We start from the raw sequence: 17,997 nt of genomic DNA on the forward strand, positions 1-17,997 counted from the left end.
CCTTTGCTTCGTGAACGGATGTGGGAGATCAGGCGGAACGACGGTCGGCAGCCTCGTGGCGATAGGCCGGCAACAGGAAGTCGCTGAGCCCATCCAGGATGATGCTGGCTTCGTTGAGCGCATGACGATCGAGCGCGCGGTAACCGGTCTGGCGCCAGGCGGCGCTCGGAATGACGCCGCGCATGCGCAGCACCTCCTTGCAGAGCGGGATGCCGTAGGACGCTTCGAAATCGAGCAACGGCAGGAGATGGCGGAAGATGTGGCGCGACAGCGCCTTGTCCTTCGCTTCGATCGCGTTCCAGAGCGCGACATGGACATCCGCGATCTCGCAGGCCGGCATGGTGCCGCACATGCCATGCGGGATCTCTTCCATCAGCGTCTTGCCGGCACGGCCGCCCATGACGCCGAGCAGCTTGTCGCCGGCCAGGGCGATGACGTCACCCGTCATCTGTGCCGGATAGGCGGTCTCCTCCTTGATGAAGCGGACCGTCGGCAGCTCGTCGATGATGTCGGCCATCAGGCGCGGCGACATCACGGTAGCGCCGGGACCGATCGCATTCTGCAGGATGAAGGGCAGATCCGTCGCACCCGCGACCTGGCGATAAAATTCGCGGATCTCGTCCAGCGTGGGGGCATGGAAGGTCGGCGGCATCGCCATCACGCCGCCCGCGCCGATATCGCGGGCATGGCGCGCGAGATCGGCGGAAATCCGGTAGTGCGCCGACGAAACGCCAACAACGGACACCGTCTTGCCGGCCGCCTCGTCCACGACGATCTCGGCCACGAGCCGGCGCTCGGTCTCGGAGAGATAGCCGACTTCGCTGGCGTTCGCGGTGGTGACAACACCGTGCACGCCGGCGTCAATGCAGAACTTCACGGTCGAGCGCAGCGCATCCTCGTCGATGTCGAGCGCCGGGGTGAAGGGCGTGACGACGATGACATAGATGCCGCGAAAGGATTCACGATCCAGTTTCAATATATTCACTCCAGAGCGAAGGTTCAGGTGCCGGCCAGGGCGCCCTTGGTCATGCCGTTGACCAGGAAGGGCTCGAGAAAGGCGAAGAGGATGATGGCGGGCAGGATGGACACGGTGCCGGCGGCCATCAGCAACTGCCAGTCGACCATCTGTTCGCCGACGAAAGACTGCATGCCGACAGTCAGAACCTGCCTCTCAGGCGAGGAGATCAGCGTTCGCGCGAAGATGAACTCCGACCAGCTGTTCAGCATGACGTACACGGTCGCCGCCGCGACGCCGGGCTTCGCCAGCGGCAGGACGATCAGTCGGAGCGCCTGCATCTGGCTGGCGCCGTCAATCATCGCCGCCTGTTCCAGTTCGCGCGGGATCCGGTCGAAGAAGCCTTTCATCAGCCAGCTGGCGAGCGGCACGCTGATCGTCATGTTGGCGAGGACCAGACCGAGATAGGTGTCGAAGATCCCCAGGAGATTGTAGATGATGAAAAGCGGGATCAGGATCAGGCTGGCGGGGATCAGCTTGCTGATCAGGAGCATGGCGCCGAGCGACTGCTGCACGACCCCGGAATAGCGCGACAGCGAATAGCCGGCGAGCGTCGAGACCACGACGCTGAAGAATGTCGTCAGCACGCCGACGATCAGGCTGTTCATCATCCAGGTCGGAAACGCGCTGCGCGCGAAAATCCCGACAAAGGCGTCAAAACGGATGCGGGAAAAATCCGGCAGCAGCGACGGCGAGCGCGACAGAATCGCATCCGTCGGCATGATGGCGGTCATCACCATCCAGTAGAATGGGAACAGCGTGACGAGCGCAAAGCCCAGCAGCGCGATCCAGGAAAGCACGGTTCCAATCTTCATCGCGGGCCTCAATATTTCGACCGGCGAGCCAGGGCGCCGAGCAGGATCGAGAGAAGAAGGGCGAAGGCGATCATCATCGTGCCGACAGCGGTGGCCGCGCCCATCCGGAAATACTGGAAGGCTTCCTTGTATACGTAGAGCGCCAGCGTCTCGGTCGCGTGCGCCGGCCCGCCGCCCGTCGTCGCGAAGATGATGTCGACGTCGCGAAACACGCCGAGGCAACTGACCATCACCACCAGCGCCGTGGCGCTTTGAATGCCCGGCCAGGTCACATGGACGAATTTCTGCACCGCCTTGGCGCCATCCACTTCGGCCGCGTCGTAGATTTCCGTCGGAATGGATTGCAGCGCCGCCAGGATCGTCAGCGTGATGAGCGGATAGGTCTTCCAGATCGTCGGCACGATGACCGCGAGAAGCGCCGTGCGGGAATCGGCGAACCAGGCATGGTCGCCGGATAGCAGGCCGATGTCGCGAAGCATGGCGTTGAAGACGCCGAACGAGCCATCCATGATCCAGAGGAACATAATCGACACGACGACACCGGGCACCGCCCAAGGGATCAGGATCAGGGTCCGGAAGATACGCGTGCCTGGCAGGCGTCGATTGAGAAGCAACGCGGTCGCCAAGCCGATCAACAAGGCGGCGCCAACGCTTCCCGCCACATAGATCGCCGAAGTCGACGTGCTGCGCCAGAACTGCGGATCCGACAGCACGCGGCTGTAATTGCCGAAGCCGAGCGGCAATGCGCTGATCCGGGCAAAGTTCATCACCTTGCCCTCGCGCAGCGAGATCTCGAAGACCTGGTAGAGCGGATAGACGATCAGCACCAGGACTGTCGCGACGGCCGGCATCAGCAACGCCAGCGACAGCAATGTACGTCGCCGCTCGAAGCTCAGATCCAGCCAGCCGGCACGCCGCGTTCCGGCTGCCGATATGCTCGTCATTGCCATTGTATCGACCCTGTCGGTGGAAGGAGGCGGACGGGCAAGCCGTCCGCCATCGGGCTCGCTAGTCGAGCGGAATCGCCGCCTGGAGCTGATCCTGTGCCGCCTTCAGCACCGCGTCCGTCGGTTCCTGGGTCGAAAGCAGCTTCAGCGCCGCCGTCATCAGAATGGCCGAGTATTCCGCGAAATTGCCGCGGATCCGCTGATCCGTCGGGAACAGGGGCTCACTGGCCATGGCCGCGGCGCTGATGATCTCGAGCTGCGGAGCGGCTGCGATGTCATCGCTGGTGAGCACGGGAGACTTGCGGCCGGCGGGCTGACCCGTCTGCTTCAGATAGGCGCGCTGCCATTCCGGTTTGGTGACGAACTGAACGAACTTCCAGGCAGCATCCGCGGTGCCTTCATCCAGTCCTTCGGCGATATGGATGGTGATACCGCCCGGTGCTTCCTGCGGGTCGAAAGGAGTGCGGACCATCTTCAGCTTGGGACGCATCTCCGGCGTCGCCTTTTCAAGCCAGGACCAAACCCACGGCCCATCAATCAGGAACGCCGTGCGACCATCGACGAAGAGCTGCCGCGCCACCGCCGAATTGTTGCCAAGCGGCGCATTCTGGCCGACCGTCTGCCGATAGGCGTCGAGCGCCGCGACGACTTCGGGCGCCGTCAGGTTATATTTGCCGTCCTTGATGAGGCTGGTTCCTGCCCACATCGCGTAGCGGTGCAGGTCTTCGACGGCCGTCGGGTGTTCGGTCGTCACAGCCGACAGGCCGAATGTGCCCGCTTGCTTGTCCGTCAGCTTGGCCACAGCGGCTTTGAATTCATCCCAGCTTTTGGGAGCCGCGACACCGGCCTTCTGCAACAAGTCCTCGTTGTAGAAGAGCATCAGCGCGCTGTTCGAGATCAGGACGCCGCGCGTCTCGCCATCCCATTTCAGGTCGGCCTGTGCGCTGGCCCAATCGGTCGCGATATCGGTGCCCTGGATCCGCGCATCGAGCGGCGCGAGCCAGCCCTGCGAGGCATAGGCGCCATAATTCTGCTCGGAAATCTGGATCACCGCCGGCGGGCGATTGGACGCAAAGCGGATGGTCAGTTGGGTCAGATAGTCCGCGAACGGAATGTAGTTCTGCTTGATCTTGATATCGGGATTCTCGGCCTCGAAGGCCTTGATGGCTGCCTTCCACCAATCGGAATTGCCCGGCTCTTCCAGTTGCCAAGATGCAAAGTCGAGCTCGGTCTGCGCCTGGGCGACCAGTGTCGACGCGGCCAGCGCCGCCCCGAGGGCGGCGCCGCGGATAAGGGCTTTCAACATGCGTCTCTTCCCCAATGTCTGGTTCCACCGGAGCTCCTCCCCGACGGGCACGCGGTCGGCCTCCTGCCGCCTTATGCCCCGGCAGACTTTCAAATCGTATATCTTCTGTCAAGATCATATATGATTTGACGGGATCGACGATAACCGTCATTGGGTAGCATCCTTCTGACAGCAGGATCTGGGGCCGTGACCAAGCCGGTGGGCGAGACCAACTATGTTCGCGTGGCCAACTTGCTGCGCAATGAGATCATCGCGGGCGAAATACCGCTGGGCGGCTGGCTGCGACTGAACGCGCTCGCCGAAAAATACGGCGTCAGCGTCCAGCCTGTGCGCGAAGCGCTGCAGCAGCTCGAGGGAGAGGGCCTGGTCGAGATATTCCCGAACCGTGGCGTCCGCGTGCGGGCGCTGGATCGACAGCGGTTGATCCACTCGCATGAGATTGGCGAAGCGCTCGAGGCATTTCTCGCCTACCAGTTTGCCGAAGAGGCATCGCTGTCATCGCTCCGCAAGCTCGAAGCGCTGCAGGCGGCGCATGATGTGGCCCTGGACGCGCTGGACTGGCCTCGGATCGACGCCGCCAACTATGCCTTCCACCGCTTCATCAACATGCATGGCGGAAATCTCGAAGCGGCCGAAATCATCATCCCTCGCTATTACGGCCTGAGCGAAAGCCTTCTCTACAAGCGAGGGCGAACCCAGGCTTATGCGGATCGTGTCCGGGCCGAGCATCACGCGTTACTCGACGCCTTCCGCGACCGCGATCCCTCCCGCGCGCGGGAGATCAGCGGCAAGCATGTCCGCGCGACCCTGGATGATGTCCTGGATGCCTTCGAGGCGACACAAAACAGGGCTGCGAAGTCACGGACGGATCCATAGACGACGCCAGGAATCACGCTCCGGCGCGGCCGTCGTCGTCTATCGAAAGCCAATTAGCTGCGATCCGCGTTGCCAGCGGTTGATCAGACTCGGGACTGCGTCAGCACCAACGACGCCAGCAGCGCTGGGTGTCCGACCCAACGCGTCCGGATCCATCTGGTGAAGCCTTCGACAGAACTGGACGATTGACGCCGGAGTGCCTCGGTCGTGGCCCTCGCTTGCACCCGATGACCAGACCAACATCAAAAGCCGCTCGACCCATCGGACCACGTCTGAAAATACAATGGTATCATGAAGCTAATGGCGGAGAGGGGGAGACGCTCTCCGACAACCTGTCTGACGCCTTGTACCCCTTGACGTTCCTCCACTTTGCCCGGCTCTATGGGGGAGCAATTTGGGGGAGCACGACACCGGCATGGCCAGTTCGCAGCAGTATCTAGAGTGGCATGGGCAGCAATGGCGGGTGGTGGTTTTCATTCCCCGAAATCTTCAGTCCATCCTCGGCAGGACACGCTTCAAGCAGCCCCTTGGAACTGCCGACCTCAGGCATGCCAATGAGCTGAAATGGCCGGTGGTCACTCGGATGAAAAGCGCAATAGCTCAGGCTCGCCGAGCCGCAGCTTCGAGCAATCCCCGTGAGGCCGAGGCTTTGCACCTGCGCCTGCATGCCGACGACGAGGGAACGCAATACTGGCTTCATGATCGTGCCCAGCGGATCGCCGCGACCGAAGGCCATGAGGCCGCAGCCGCATTTTACGGCCTAGCGAGTGGCCAAGCGACGCCCCTGGACCACCATGCGAGCGCCTTCCTCACCTTCAAGGCCGACTACCGACTGAAGACCCGTGGCGACTTTGAGCGCGTCCTACGCTGGCTCGGGGACTGGCTGCGAACCGAGCATCTGCCAGTTACCCTCGAAGGCGTCACCCGCAAGACGGCGGGCCGGTTTATCGAGCAAGCACTTGTCGTCGGCCGCGACCGAAAGAAGGCCACTGCTTACCTAGGCTTCCTTCGCGAGTACTGGAAGTGGCTGAAACTGCGGGGTCATGTTGAGGACAGTCCCTGGGTGGGACAGGAACTCCCCGCCGCTCCGAGGCCGAACCGCGATGCAGAGCCAGACCGAGGCAAGCGGGCCTATACGGATGACGAGACGGCCCGCCTTGTACACGGTCCAGTGGCCGACCTAATGCACCCACCGCCGAGCCTCTATCTTTCCGACCTGATGCACATCGCAGCCCTTAGCGGCATGCGCCTGGAAGAAATCTGCCAGCTCCGCTTGGCCGATTGCGCTGACGGCAACTTCCAGGTCCATTACGGCAAGACGGCCAATGCTACCCGCACGATACCGATCCATCCCGATCTGGCCGGCCTTGTCGCTCGCCGCAGCGAGGGGAAGTCAGAAAGCGCCCACCTCATTGACGGCCTGCCCGACATACCGGCCTCCCGCGACAGCCGATCCGACCCGGCGGCGAAAGCCTTCACCCGGTATCGCCGCAAGATCGGCGTGGACGAACGGCCGAACGGTAAAGCCAAGAGCAATGTGGACTTCCACTCGTTCCGCCGCTGGTTCATCCGCAAGGCGGTAGAGGCGCTGGAAGGCGGCAATCCCGGCTTCACCCCTTGGACCATAGCGGATGTTGTCGGCCACGATGATGAGGGGGCTAAGGACATTCTGCGGCTGACCATGCGGCACTACCCCGGACAGTCGGGCGACGCCGCCAAGCGTGCCTTGGTGGAAGCCGTCAAGCTTCCAACCGCCCGCTCGCCCCGGCACCAAACGGATAGCCCCATCGAGAACCCCAAGCGCTAGCAATCAAGACAACTGAGAGGAGATTTCCCATGACCACGACCACTTCCAACCGCTTCCCGCCCGTCTCCGCCACCACCGCAAACACCGAAATTCTGGACCTCTTGAAGTCGCCAAAGCAAGCCATCGCCTTCGCTATCGAACACATCGAGGAGTTCGAGGTTCGAGCGTTCCTGATGGACTGGTCCTTGGGGGCCGACCTGACCCCGTGGGTGGAAGCTTGGCGAGTGGACTACGAGGTCGGAAAGGGCACACCCCGAGGGTGAGGCCTGGGCCTACTTGCACTCCACCACGACACACCCATCAAGCACGATCCCGAGGGAGAGCGTCCGACACTGGACTGCTCCTTCCGGCGCTCCATAGGGACCGAAGTAAAATGAGTACCAGACACATCCGGGCGCTCTTCGAGGCCAATAGACGTCTCCTCGCGGAGCATCGCGACATTCCGGCGGCCGTCGTCAACACGCTCCTTGGCGTCGCCATATGGGAAGGCCACCAAGTCGATCCCCGCGAGCCCATGACACTGGAGGATTTGGCGGTGAAGATCGGCACTCCTCCCACCACCGTTAGCGTCCACCTTCGATATCTCGGAGCGTCCTACCGGGAGGAGAAACCGGGCCTCGGCTTGGTCGAGACCCGAGAGTACCGGCCGAACCGGCGCAAGAAAACCTTCCACCTGACGCCGCGAGGGCGCGGACTAATACGGCAGCTCGATTTGATCCTGAGGAAGGCGGAGTAACGGCTCGGTCCTTCAACCCGCTGCCCACCAATAGGCCCCGGCTCACGCTTGGGGCCAAATTTTTTTGTGCCACCGGTTCCGCCACTGTGGCGCGACAGCAAAACCTATGCCCCTGAGTTGCTTTACTGTGCCAGAGATTTTGAATCCGGCGCGTCTAGCAGTTCCGCCACAGCCACTAAAAATAGCATTGACGCAAATGTTCTTCGGCGTCATATCGCGACTGTAAGCAATTTTCTCTCCCGACTTAATACCTATGGCGGACGCATCTATAATTCCTCTATCGAGTAACTATTGAGTATATACCGGCGACCTAACTCCACTTGGGTGCTTGGCGAGGAGTGCATAGGGAGGGCCAAGACACCCTAGGAATATCCTACCACCAATCCCCTAAGGTGGACCGCCCAACATACCCTAAGGGCACAGTGGGGAACCACGCGGACAGCGACGGCACATAATCAGGGAAGCTGATGTGACCTAGTGCGGAATAGCCCTGGAGGAGCCCCGGGAGGACGCGTGGGAATGCGGGGAGGCGGAGAACTGCATCCACTCTCCACAATTGCACACTGTCGTCGGCACGGTGCCACGTCGCGCTGGTGCCGGCCATCCACCCATCATCCACACCATGGAGAACCTATGGACGCATCAACGCGACCAGCACCGACACCATCAATCCGAGCCACCCTTGAGGGAGGTCGCACCTGATGGCACGTCCACAAGTGCGGGAGGTCTCCGGACCTTCCGCCATCCAGGGTATCGCCGCGCCGGTCAACACCTACGTCCGGCCGGCAGAGCCGGGGCGCTCCTCCCTTAATGACCTGGCTGAGGGTCTCGCCGCGTTTGATGCGGGCCTCGGGTCCTACATGAACAAGAAGAAGGCCGAGACGGAAGAGGCCGATGCCGCGCGGGCCATTGTGGACTTCAACCGCAACAACCAGGTGGGCTGGGCTGAAGCGGTGCGCCAGGGTCTCGTCCCGGCATCCTCCTCGCCCATCTACATGTCCGCCTACAAGAAGGCCCAGGGCAACCTTGCGGGTCTCCGCCTGGGCGACAAGTTCGCCCTGGACTACGAGACCTGGGAGGGCCGGCACGACGCTGATGAGACAGCCTTCTCCGCGTGGGCCAGCCAGTGGATGTCCGACAATGTGGGTGATGAGCAGGATGCGGATGTCCTGACCGGCCTCGCTCCACACCTTGAACGCATCACCATGGGCGGGCTCGGGACTTTCGGGAAGGAGCGCGAGGCTCGCATCAGGGCTCAGGCCCAGGCCACTACAGGCGCCACCATTAACCATGCCCTCACCGAGACGGTAGACGACGGCAGGGCCACGGGGACGACCGACTGGGACGCCTTCTGGAACCAGGCCATGGTCATCCGCGAGGAGGCCCTCAAGCGTGGCGAACAGGAAGCCCCGGTGGATCAGCTTCTGGTGGACTCCATCCTCCTCCAGGCCGAGCGGACCTCCGACATGGAAGTCCTGAAGCTCCTCGACCGCAAGCTGCCCGGGCGGGATCACCCGCTCAACCTGGACCCCAAGGTCCGTGACGCCATGACCAAATCCCAGGACCGCATCCTCGCGGCCCAGGGAGCGGCTGGGGCGGATGTCGCCCAGGAGCGGGAACGCCAGGAGAAGATGCAGCAGGAGGCGTGGAAGGCGGAGGCCTTCTCCCTCATCTACACCGGGAAGGATGTCCCCGAGGAACTCATCAAGAACCTCAGCCGCAGGGACGGTGACATCCGGAAGACCATCGAGGACGCCAAGAAGGCCTATAAGGAAGGTACCACGCAGGAAGACGACCAGTCCCTCATGGGCGTCTGGGCGGACATCGATGCGGGCGCCGGCCTCGACTACATCAACAAGGCCCGTGAGAAGGGCATCATTCGGGGCCATACGACCTACCTCAAGGCCCTGGACCGGATGGAGGCCGTCAAGAAAGCGACCGAGGACGGAGGCATCTTCACGGTACCGACCGCGAAGGACACCGTTAAGTTCCTGACGAACGCCACCGCGATCAGCAACACAGAGGCCATCATCAGCGGGGACATGCCGCTCTCCAGCGAAGCCCTGGAAGCCCTCTTCGACTACCGGCAACTCCTCCTCGACTGGGAGAGGCGCAATCCCGGGGCCCCCATGATGGTGAAGGAGAAGGCGGCGCTGGACGCGGCCAACATCATTCGGTCTCGCCTTCGGCCCGACGATACCGGGGAGCACGTCAACATTTACGAATCGGAGGCGGATGCCGCTCGGGCCCAACAGGAACGGGAGGCGGCCGAAGAGGCGGAACGGCAGGCCGAGGCCCGAGCCGCCGAAGAAGCGGCCAACGACCTTCCCACTTATGTGGCCGAAGACCAGGGAAACTGGTGGGACGGCATCCTCCAGGTGGGAAACACCATGCTGAACAACCTCGCGGCTGGGCCGGACGGTCCCAAGCAGAGCGTCTTTGGCGGTGGTCAATCACAGGGTACCCAGCAGCCCGGGACTAGCGCCTTCGGCGTCCCGACTACCACGGGTGATGAGACCTCTACGCCGCCCCCAGCGCTGGAGACCCTGAGCCCCGCCGTCAGGTCAGCCGTCGATGCCTTCTCGCAGAAGCATGGGGTCTCCGTGGAGGAGGCCAATAGGCTCTTCCACGAGGAGATGCGGACCATCATGGGCGGTGAGGATGGTGTGGACCCGACCATCACCAACTCCATCCAGCCGGACACCTCCCAGGTCTCCCCCGAGACACGCGAGAAGCTAACCAACCTCTTCAGCGATCCGCCCAAGGTGGAGTCCCTCCGGCGAGCCGGTGTCCCCATGGACGGCATCCTCGGCCTCATCGGGCACACCGAGGGGACCGACCGCAGGAACGGCTACAACGAGACGCTAGGCTACGGCGCCTACACGGGCGGAGACGTGAACCTCGTCGGCATGACGCTCGACCAGGTGGACGCCCTCCAGTCCAAGATGCTGCGCCACAAGAACAACAAGTGGAACAGCTCGGCGCTCGGCCGCTACCAGATCGTCCGCACCACCATGAGGAGCATCCGCAAAGAGATGGGCCTCACGGGCAACGAGGTGTTTGACGAGAAGATGCAGGACCGTATGGCGATGCACCTTCTGGAGCGGCGGGGTCTGTCTAAGTGGCAGGCCGGCCAGATGAGCGACGCCCAGTTCCTCAATGGCCTCTCCGCCGAGTGGGCCTCTCTCCCGAGGGCGTCCGGACGGGGCACCTACAAGGGCCAGCGGGTCTCCGTCACCCCGAAGCAGGTCCTCAGGGCGCTCCAGGGTGGTCCTCCGGGCCATAGCTCCGCCAAGCTCACCGCCTCCCTAGGCTCTCCGAACGCTCCTCCCGCCTACGCCAAGATACCCGACGTGGACAGCGAGGGCCGAGCGGGACAGGTGGCCAAGTTCCAGGAGTGGAACAGCGACCCCGTGGGCAACCACGAGGTCAACCTCAAGACCCTCCAGCCGTCCCTCCAGGACGTGATCAAGCGGGCCCAGAAGGTCAGCGGCATCAAGTTCGTCATCGGGTCCGGCAAGCGCGATGCGGCCCTCCAGAAGAAGGCCGTGGAGTGGGGCTGGAGCAAGACCCATGACAGCGACCACCTCGACGGCAACGCCGTGGACCTCTGGCCCATCGACGCGGACGGGGCGGTCAACTTCGACGCAGCCTCGCAGGCTGAAATCGTGAGGGCCATGAAGGTGGCCGCCAAGGAACTCGGCATCAAGCTCGACATCGGTGCCGACTGGAAGCGCTTCAAGGACAAGCCTCACTTCGCCATCAAGACCTAGGCACGCCAGGCAGAGGGCGGCCCGTGGGGCGCTCATCGAGAATCGCAAGGCCCGGGCCCGAGGCTAGCTGGGAGCGCAAGACCTCCTGGCAGCGCTACGGCCGCAATAGACGGCAGCGACCAACACAGCACGCATAGATCAACCCTTGGGGCGGCCTTCGAGCCGCCCTTTTCCATGGGAGACCACCATGAACGACTTCAACGATTTCCCCCTAGATGTAGAAAATGGGGAGCCGGTTATCGCGACCATTGCCCACTGGCACGAACCCGCCCCGCTGAAGGGCGGTTTCAGCATTCCAGCCTGTAGCTATGGCGTGAACCTTGTAGTAGGCGGCCAGTTCGTCCGCCAGCTTTGGGGCGCTGGATATGCTCCCGAGCCCATTCCCATCATTTCCCATGCACTCTGGCGCGTGCTGAACGTTGTACCCGCTACCTCCCTCCTTGAGGTCGAAGCGATGGCGGATTTCGGGCTCTCCTGGGGGCCGAATGGCTATGTCGCCAACAGGCTTTCAGGCCGAAAGCTGGCCGAGCGCAATCTGGCCCTATGGTCTCTCATGCAGGAGCTTCAGGCCGCCCATCAGGCAGGGCGCTGGAGCTTCACGCCACTCCCGAAGAAGAAGGCCGATAGGTGGTCCCTCTTCAAGGCCAAGGAGACCGACCTTCTCGTCGCGCGGCCGGCGACCCTCAAGCATAAGGCCAGGCACAGCCCAACGCCCGACACCTATCCGAGGGGCATCGCGTTCTTGCAGGGCGGCACCGTATGACATCACGGAACAGAAGGCTGACCCAGAAGGCCGACATTAAGCGCCGAGCCCATGGTCCTCCGAGCTTCCCGCGAGAACATTGCGTGGTCCCGGGATGTCGGCGCCCGACGCAACGCTCCTCCTCGCAGGGCCTGTCGGAGACCTACTGCAAACGCCACAAGGAACACCTACGGACCCACGGCCACGAACACCGCAAATCGTACTCCAAGGCAGAACTAGTGCCCTTTCGGAAAGCCGCGCGGGAGTGGTTCATGGAGCATCGGGAAGATAGGGCCGTCCAGATGGCCGTCCGTTCGCTGGAAGGCCTCATGGCCTCGCAAGGCAAGTCTAAAGACGCCTACCACCAGCGCGGCATGACACCCGAGGCGAAGGCCAGGAACACACTCGCGCGGCTCCATGAGGCCGGAAAGGCCGCGCAAACCCTACTACTCATCGTCCTCACCATCCAGGCGGCCCACGCCGAGCTAGGGCCTTGGGGTGCCCCTGACTGGGAAGCCGTCCAGATCAGTAAGCAGGCGAAGCGACTCCGGGGAGCAGCCGGGACGCACTACCCCGATGCACCCTCACGGTATCCCCGAAGCGAGGGGCTCTATCTCAGGCACCTTGGAAGGATGCTCGCAGAGCGGGCCTCGCTCGGGATCGGCGGCGACACCATCGACCACATCAGGGAGCGGGCACGGCCGTCCATCAAGCGGCCTCGCCCCAAGCCAGCGCCGCCAAGGGATGACACAGTGGATGAACTGAGACGGATGCAGGCCTTCACAGCCGCCCTTCGCGGAGGCTCCTGGACGGTCACGGCGAGAGGCTAGCTATGGAGGACTTTGACGAGACATTTAGTGAACAATCTAGGGATAGAAAGGGCCCGAGAGTAAACAATGAAGGCGCCCCCGCATCGATCTTCCTGGACCCGTGGCTCACCACGAAGGGAGCCCCGCTAGTCGCGCTCGTGGACCACCTCATGCTTGTCACCACGCCCGACGCTAGGAAACGCACGAGGTCTCTCCGCCGTGACGCGGCCCAGCGTCGCCGCTTCGTCATGGGGAACATCGCGGCCAACCTCGTTCAGCTGGCCTTGAGCCCATCCCGCGAGGAAGGCGGCCTCCTGGCAATCGCTACGGCCAAGACGAAGCCCACACGCTACGACCGCGAGGACTACCCTCAAGGCATACTCGCCGGGTCCGTAGCGGCCCTTGCGGACGCGGGGATGCTGGTCCGTCACCCGTTTGTATTCAAGCAAGCCACGACAACCGTGGAGCCTACGCCCGAGTTCATCGCCTTGATGCAACGACATGGGGTGCGACTCGCGGACATTGGCAGGGATGCAGGCGGGGAGACCATCTGGCTACGGGCACGGGAGGATGAGAACGGGGAGACTCTGCGTCGCCGGCAGTACCGCAACCAGACCATCGGCAAGACGCTTGTTCACTACGACGACACCGAGGAAACGGAACGGCTTCGCGCCGAGATGGAGCGCATCAACTCCACCCTCAATGGGGCCGAGATAGCCTACGCTGGGGAGCCGATAGGGCCGTTGGCACTGCGCCGGGTCTTCCTCCTGCGGTCGGCCAGTGACCCGTATGAATTTAAGCTCAGCGGCCGGATTGTCGGCGGCTTCTGGCAAACACTGAGGAAGGACAAGCGGTATCTCATCACCGTTGGCGGGGAAGGGATCGCGGACCTCGATTTCTCGGCCGCTTTCCCTAGCCTCGCCTACGTCGTCGCCACGGGCGCACTGCCGGATGGAGACCCCTACGACATCCCCGGCCTGGGCGAACACCGGGACGGGGCCAAGCTGGCGATGATCTCGATGCTATCCCGCAAGGGTGACATGCGGCGGCTTTCTCCAGAGCTTAAGGCGGCCTTGCCTGAGGGCTGGACCGCACGGCGGCTTGTGGAAGCTCTGACGCTCCGACATCCCGCCATCGCCCACATGTTCGGGCGAGACGTAGGCATTGAGCTAATGCACCTGGAGGCGAGCATTATGACGGCGGTGCTTCTGGAGCTAGCCGACCGGGGAATCCCAGCGCTGCCAATCTTCGACGGCCTCAACGTCAGGAAGTCCGACAGCGCGGTTGCTCAAGAGGTGATGCGGGCGGTATCGGCTCAATGTCTTGGCGTTGCACTGCGTGTTGTGGAGAAGCCGATATGGCGGCCGAGAGCGGCCCTCGCGGCTTAACTTGCCACTAGTGCCCCTTCAAGTCTCCCCTCTAGGAGAAAGGAGCCTAGAGTAGGATCGGTCTCTCCTTCTCATCATCGCCCTCAAGGCTGGGAGGAGAGACCAGAGGGCAACGTAAGGCGGCGAGCGGAGACATTCCTTCAGTGCTCAATGTGACTGACCTCCTCCCGGAAGACCTTTGGCCTCGCCTCACGGTCTAGAGGAGGTGGAGGATAGTCTCCACCTCACCCCGGTCACCCTATGCACTGTTCCAGTCCCCCGGTCCCACTAACCTCCCGCCACCCCTACCGTCCGCCCCATATCTCCCGCGATGCATTTCATCACGTACTATCCGGGGGGCTCCACCACAGCGGCGGGGGCGCCCAGCGTCGGTCTTAGGGGGAGTGCCTGCTGGAGGACTTCGAAATGACCGATATGGGGTGAGAGCGGAGTGGCAGCTTTGGGAAGTCGTGGCGCAAGTGCTGACACACCTGCAATTATCTCACGGTAGAATTGCGTCGTTCGAGACGAAATGATCGCGGTCATTAATGTATGAAGGCAGACCCGGGCCCAAGATCGGCTCACTGGCGGCTTCTTTCGCTGCAATCACCTGATTTAGGTCGAAGAGGAACGTGAGATCGTCAGCGGTCTTCCTCATTCCGTATGCCTTGCGCACGGCCACGTCCAAGTTTTCAGTCGCTATCTTCAGCGGATGTTCACCGGGCAGCTCGAGACCACGGTATAGCTCGCGGAAAGATAGGTTGTGCTTTGTCATCAGCTCGCGACGAACCTTACGAAGGTTGCGACCAGCCTCCGCAACCTCTTTGACAGACACCAGTGTCGGGGCCTGAGGCCAAGGGAAGCTGTCCCACACAGTGTTCGACGTGTAGCGGAAACGCTCCGTAAGCGTAGAGCACCGGTTAATGAACCAGCTCCAGTGCGGGGTCGATTGCATGATGCCGAACGAATAGTCGTCATCGAACGGGAAGACCTGGATCGCGTCGTTTGGGCTAATCTCTGACGAGATGAACTCAAAGACAGGTCGCAGAGTAGTTCGGGAGCAACCGATGTAGCGCTTCAACGGGCTGACGGCTGCGACCATGTCCTCGCGCACATAGGACATTCGCCACCAGTAATTGAGGAAGTTTCGATGGTGCCAATTGACCTTTGCTTTCGGGTTCGTTGCAAGGGCCTCCTGGTTCTTCTTCAATTCGTTGGCCGCCGCCTTCTGGCGTTGGGGTAGGACGGTGGCCTGGATGCGATGGAAGACATCGGGATAACCCTGAGCCTCAAGCAAATCCTTACCGCTAAAGTCGATCACGTAGCGTGTGGGTTTCGCGTCCTTCTTGCCCAACATGTCATCACCGACGATGAACGGCTTCACCACCTCCTGATACTTCGGGTCCTTATTGAAGAGCAGCCTTGCCTCGGCTGGCTTCAGAAGAAAGCCCTTATGGCCATGCGTCTGCCCCTGAAAGTTGGTCCCCTTTTTCGCATTTGCCTGGATCGTCTTGGCCTTGGTCACATCTATGCGGAACGACAACGATGAGGGGATACGGTCCAAGTCCTCGTGGCGCCATCCAGCGTCAAGCTTGTTGCCCTCTTGGATGTAGAGGCGCCTCTTCCCGGGGGCATCACCTTTCACCCAGTTTACGATAGAGACACTGAGGTTTGCCGCCCCTGGCCAAATCATGCTGGACACGGCTTCCGTGATGGTGCCACCGGTCGCCAAAACGTGATCAAGCCCACTCTCGCGGGAGTAGTTCTGCTTGATTGTATTGGTGCCTACCAAGCCGGCACGCTGGCCTTCGCCTAGATGATCGTGAGCGAGCCGTATCCAGTACACGCAGTAGTCGGCACGTCCGTCAACCTCAGGATGACGCTCTCTGACCTTGTTGAGGTATTTTGGTCCCAGCTCTTCCTGGAGCTTATTCTTGCTCTGATAAGGTGGATTCCCGATGATTGCGTGGGTGTCAGGCCAATCGACGAAGAGAGCGTCTCCTTCGATGATGTTGGTGTCAAGATTGTCGAGCGGCAGCACCTCGTCTTCTGAGAAGGCGAGTTCGAGGTTTCCTTTGAACCCATTGGTCTCCGCATTGAGGGTCTCAACTGCCTCGTCAAATGACAGCTTCTTTGCTAAAAGTAGAACGACCTTTGTGAGCTCAACACCGAAGTGATCGTTGTCGATACCATAGAACTGTCTTGGGCTAATCGCGCAGAGGCGCTTGGCACGCTCAAGGAACTCCTTTTGGCTGATCTCTGATAGCCGGATCATGATGCGAGCATCCAATCGGGCCATTTCTCGGTAGGCGACATACAGAAAATTGCCGCTGCCGCATGAGGGATCCAGAACCTTAAACTCAGAGAGTTCGCGACGAAGGTTGACCAGATGCTTTAAAGTCTTTGCTGTGTCGATCCTCTCTTCCCATGGTTTGACTATGGTGGGTCCGACGATGCGCTGAATGTCAGCCTCGGAAGTGAAGTGGCGCCCGTGCTGATGGCGTTCTTCCGAATCCATGCTCGACTGGAAAATTGTACCAAAGATCGCAGGGTTCACCTGTGACCAGTTCTTCCCGGCGATGCCAGTGTTATCCGGCGTTCCATCGCCCCCAAGCAGCTCAAGTTCATACTTGGTCAGCTCGACAGGTTCGACCGTGGCAAAAAGGCCACCGTTAAAATAGGGGACACCCACAAAGCGCCCGGCAGAAGCCGGCTTCTTCGAGTCCATTTGGGCGAAGAGTTGCTTGAACAGGTCATAGGACGACCAGCCCTTCTCCTGGCAGTCTCGAACGATCTGCGTCACAGTGCCGGAGGGGATGAGGTCGATGTCCTCGGCAAACATAGTAACCACGAGCTGCAGCACGAACCGCTGAGCAACCTCGCGGTCGATTGGCTTACCGGGGCGCTTGATCAGGCTCTGGAATAAGTCGGCGGTCTGATTAGCAGCTTGGCGAGATACTTTCTCGCGATCGTTATTGAAGATCGGCGGCTTCTCCTGCGGCAGCAGGAAATTAAGCGCGGTGTACCGATGATCGATGTCGTGGACACTGACCTTGTCGACGGGCTCATCGAGCTGTCGGTCGAAGTCGTAGATCCAGAATTCGTCAAAGTTACACAGGACTGCGTACCTGGGTCGATTTGGTACCGCATTGAGCCAGTACTCGAACGCCTGCCGGTAGTGAAGGTTGAGCTTCTCACCGCGCTTCTTCATCTCGATAAGAGCGCGTGGTTTCCACATCAGGTCGGCGAACGAGGTACCCCGGCCCCTCTTCTTTACGCGGAACTCAAGAGTCGCGCCGGCCTCCTTGTAGCCGGCGTGGCCGAAAGCCTTGAAAAGCCGGTCGCAGAAAACTTGGGCTTCGCCCTTTTCGTCGCCTTGCAACGATCGGACATAAAGCTGAAATTGATGAAGGTCTTCAACGATCTTTGACATACTGCCCCTCCCAGCGAGTACGGCTACCTGTCTACCGCAGCATTGTCGACAGCGAAGTCATATAAGCAGCTTCATAACTGGCGCCATGCGAGGCACTAAGGCGCTCACTTCGCCGCAAGAAAAGCTCGCCTGTGGCACAAAAACTTTTGCGGCACCCGAGGTCGCTCATCCGCTCCTAAGCAGGGGCGCCACGACAGGATTGACCGTGTTGGCGTCAGCTACCGACCGGCGGCACTTATGTCCCATCGGAAGCTGACTCATGCGATGCCGCTGTTGGTGAACCAATTTGCGTGGCTACCACGCGCGGATGATCGGCGGGCTCAGCGTGAGGAAGCAGGCCGGAGATTGCCCAGTAAGCTATACTATCGGGT

At 61.5% G+C, this 17,997-nt stretch carries 13 protein-coding genes; 8 read left to right on the top strand and 5 right to left on the bottom strand.

Annotation, left to right across the window (positions count from 1 at the left end):
* Window positions 1-28: 28 nt before the first annotated feature.
* The 4 genes from ABIE08_RS21805 to ABIE08_RS21820 form a co-directional block, all read right to left on the bottom strand.
* Window positions 29-976 carry a dihydrodipicolinate synthase family protein gene (locus tag ABIE08_RS21805; protein WP_354554023.1) on the bottom strand — a complete coding sequence of 316 codons (948 nt, stop codon included), beginning with the start codon at window positions 974-976 and terminating at the stop codon, window positions 29-31.
* Window positions 977-999: 23 nt separating this feature from the next.
* The gene (locus ABIE08_RS21810) at window positions 1,000-1,830 is read right to left on the bottom strand and encodes a carbohydrate ABC transporter permease (RefSeq protein ID WP_354554025.1); all 831 of its coding nucleotides are present in this window, start codon (window positions 1,828-1,830) and stop codon (window positions 1,000-1,002) included.
* Between the two features lie 8 nt (window positions 1,831-1,838).
* Window positions 1,839-2,774: a carbohydrate ABC transporter permease gene (locus tag ABIE08_RS21815; protein ID WP_354554026.1), complete on the bottom strand. Its 936-nt coding sequence runs from the start codon at window positions 2,772-2,774 to the stop codon at window positions 1,839-1,841.
* A gap of 64 nt (window positions 2,775-2,838) precedes the next feature.
* On the bottom strand, window positions 2,839-4,083 hold the full coding sequence (locus tag ABIE08_RS21820; protein WP_354554028.1) for an ABC transporter substrate-binding protein: 1,245 nt from the start codon (window positions 4,081-4,083) through the stop codon (window positions 2,839-2,841).
* Between the two features lie 186 nt (window positions 4,084-4,269).
* Between ABIE08_RS21820 and ABIE08_RS21825 the strand changes: the two genes are divergently transcribed.
* From ABIE08_RS21825 to ABIE08_RS21860, 8 genes are all read left to right on the top strand, one after another.
* Window positions 4,270-4,959: a GntR family transcriptional regulator gene (locus ABIE08_RS21825; protein WP_354554030.1), complete on the top strand. Its 690-nt coding sequence runs from the start codon at window positions 4,270-4,272 to the stop codon at window positions 4,957-4,959.
* Window positions 4,960-5,374: 415 nt separating this feature from the next.
* A complete protein-coding gene (locus ABIE08_RS21830; RefSeq protein ID WP_354554031.1) occupies window positions 5,375-6,766 on the top strand; it encodes a DUF6538 domain-containing protein in 1,392 nt (463 codons plus the stop codon).
* 29 nt (window positions 6,767-6,795) lie between these two features.
* A complete protein-coding gene (locus tag ABIE08_RS21835; RefSeq protein ID WP_354554033.1) occupies window positions 6,796-7,029 on the top strand; it encodes a hypothetical protein in 234 nt (77 codons plus the stop codon).
* A 110-nt stretch (window positions 7,030-7,139) separates the two neighbouring features.
* Window positions 7,140-7,502, top strand: coding sequence for a hypothetical protein (locus ABIE08_RS21840; RefSeq protein ID WP_354554035.1), 363 nt, complete (start codon window positions 7,140-7,142; stop codon window positions 7,500-7,502).
* A gap of 701 nt (window positions 7,503-8,203) precedes the next feature.
* Window positions 8,204-11,275, top strand: a complete 3,072-nt coding sequence (locus ABIE08_RS21845) for a M15 family metallopeptidase (RefSeq protein ID WP_354554037.1) — start codon at window positions 8,204-8,206, stop codon at window positions 11,273-11,275.
* A gap of 187 nt (window positions 11,276-11,462) precedes the next feature.
* On the top strand, window positions 11,463-12,038 hold the full coding sequence (locus ABIE08_RS21850) for a hypothetical protein (RefSeq protein WP_354554039.1): 576 nt from the start codon (window positions 11,463-11,465) through the stop codon (window positions 12,036-12,038).
* A 251-nt stretch (window positions 12,039-12,289) separates the two neighbouring features.
* Window positions 12,290-12,847 (top strand): hypothetical protein, encoded by a 558-nt coding sequence (locus ABIE08_RS21855; RefSeq protein ID WP_354554041.1) that lies wholly within the window; start codon window positions 12,290-12,292, stop codon window positions 12,845-12,847.
* A 149-nt stretch (window positions 12,848-12,996) separates the two neighbouring features.
* Window positions 12,997-14,214: a hypothetical protein gene (locus tag ABIE08_RS21860; protein ID WP_354554043.1), complete on the top strand. Its 1,218-nt coding sequence runs from the start codon at window positions 12,997-12,999 to the stop codon at window positions 14,212-14,214.
* A gap of 481 nt (window positions 14,215-14,695) precedes the next feature.
* Here the strand turns inward: ABIE08_RS21860 and ABIE08_RS21865 are convergent, their stop codons facing one another.
* The gene (locus tag ABIE08_RS21865; protein WP_354554044.1) at window positions 14,696-17,626 is read right to left on the bottom strand and encodes a DNA methyltransferase; all 2,931 of its coding nucleotides are present in this window, start codon (window positions 17,624-17,626) and stop codon (window positions 14,696-14,698) included.
* Window positions 17,627-17,997: the final 371 nt, after the last annotated feature.

It is taken from the genome of Kaistia defluvii (assembly GCF_040548815.1).
Taxonomy (GTDB): domain Bacteria; phylum Pseudomonadota; class Alphaproteobacteria; order Rhizobiales; family Kaistiaceae; genus Kaistia; species Kaistia defluvii_A.

Excerpts from the sequence above, each read along its gene's own strand:
- ABIE08_RS21810 (WP_354554025.1), bottom strand. The coding sequence starts at position 1,830 with ATGAAGATTGGAACCGTGCTTTCCTGGATCGCGCTGCTGGGCTTTGCG.
- ABIE08_RS21815 (WP_354554026.1), bottom strand. The coding sequence starts at position 2,774 with ATGACGAGCATATCGGCAGCCGGAACGCGGCGTGCCGGCTGGCTGGAT.
- ABIE08_RS21820 (WP_354554028.1), bottom strand. The coding sequence starts at position 4,083 with ATGTTGAAAGCCCTTATCCGCGGCGCCGCCCTCGGGGCGGCGCTGGCC.
- ABIE08_RS21830 (WP_354554031.1), top strand. The coding sequence starts at position 5,375 with ATGGCCAGTTCGCAGCAGTATCTAGAGTGGCATGGGCAGCAATGGCGG.
- ABIE08_RS21835 (WP_354554033.1), top strand. The coding sequence starts at position 6,796 with ATGACCACGACCACTTCCAACCGCTTCCCGCCCGTCTCCGCCACCACC.
- ABIE08_RS21840 (WP_354554035.1), top strand. The coding sequence starts at position 7,140 with ATGAGTACCAGACACATCCGGGCGCTCTTCGAGGCCAATAGACGTCTC.
- ABIE08_RS21845 (WP_354554037.1), top strand. The coding sequence starts at position 8,204 with ATGGCACGTCCACAAGTGCGGGAGGTCTCCGGACCTTCCGCCATCCAG.
- ABIE08_RS21850 (WP_354554039.1), top strand. The coding sequence starts at position 11,463 with ATGAACGACTTCAACGATTTCCCCCTAGATGTAGAAAATGGGGAGCCG.
- ABIE08_RS21855 (WP_354554041.1), top strand. The coding sequence starts at position 12,290 with ATGGAGCATCGGGAAGATAGGGCCGTCCAGATGGCCGTCCGTTCGCTG.
- ABIE08_RS21860 (WP_354554043.1), top strand. The coding sequence starts at position 12,997 with ATGCTTGTCACCACGCCCGACGCTAGGAAACGCACGAGGTCTCTCCGC.
- ABIE08_RS21865 (WP_354554044.1), bottom strand. The coding sequence starts at position 17,626 with ATGTCAAAGATCGTTGAAGACCTTCATCAATTTCAGCTTTATGTCCGA.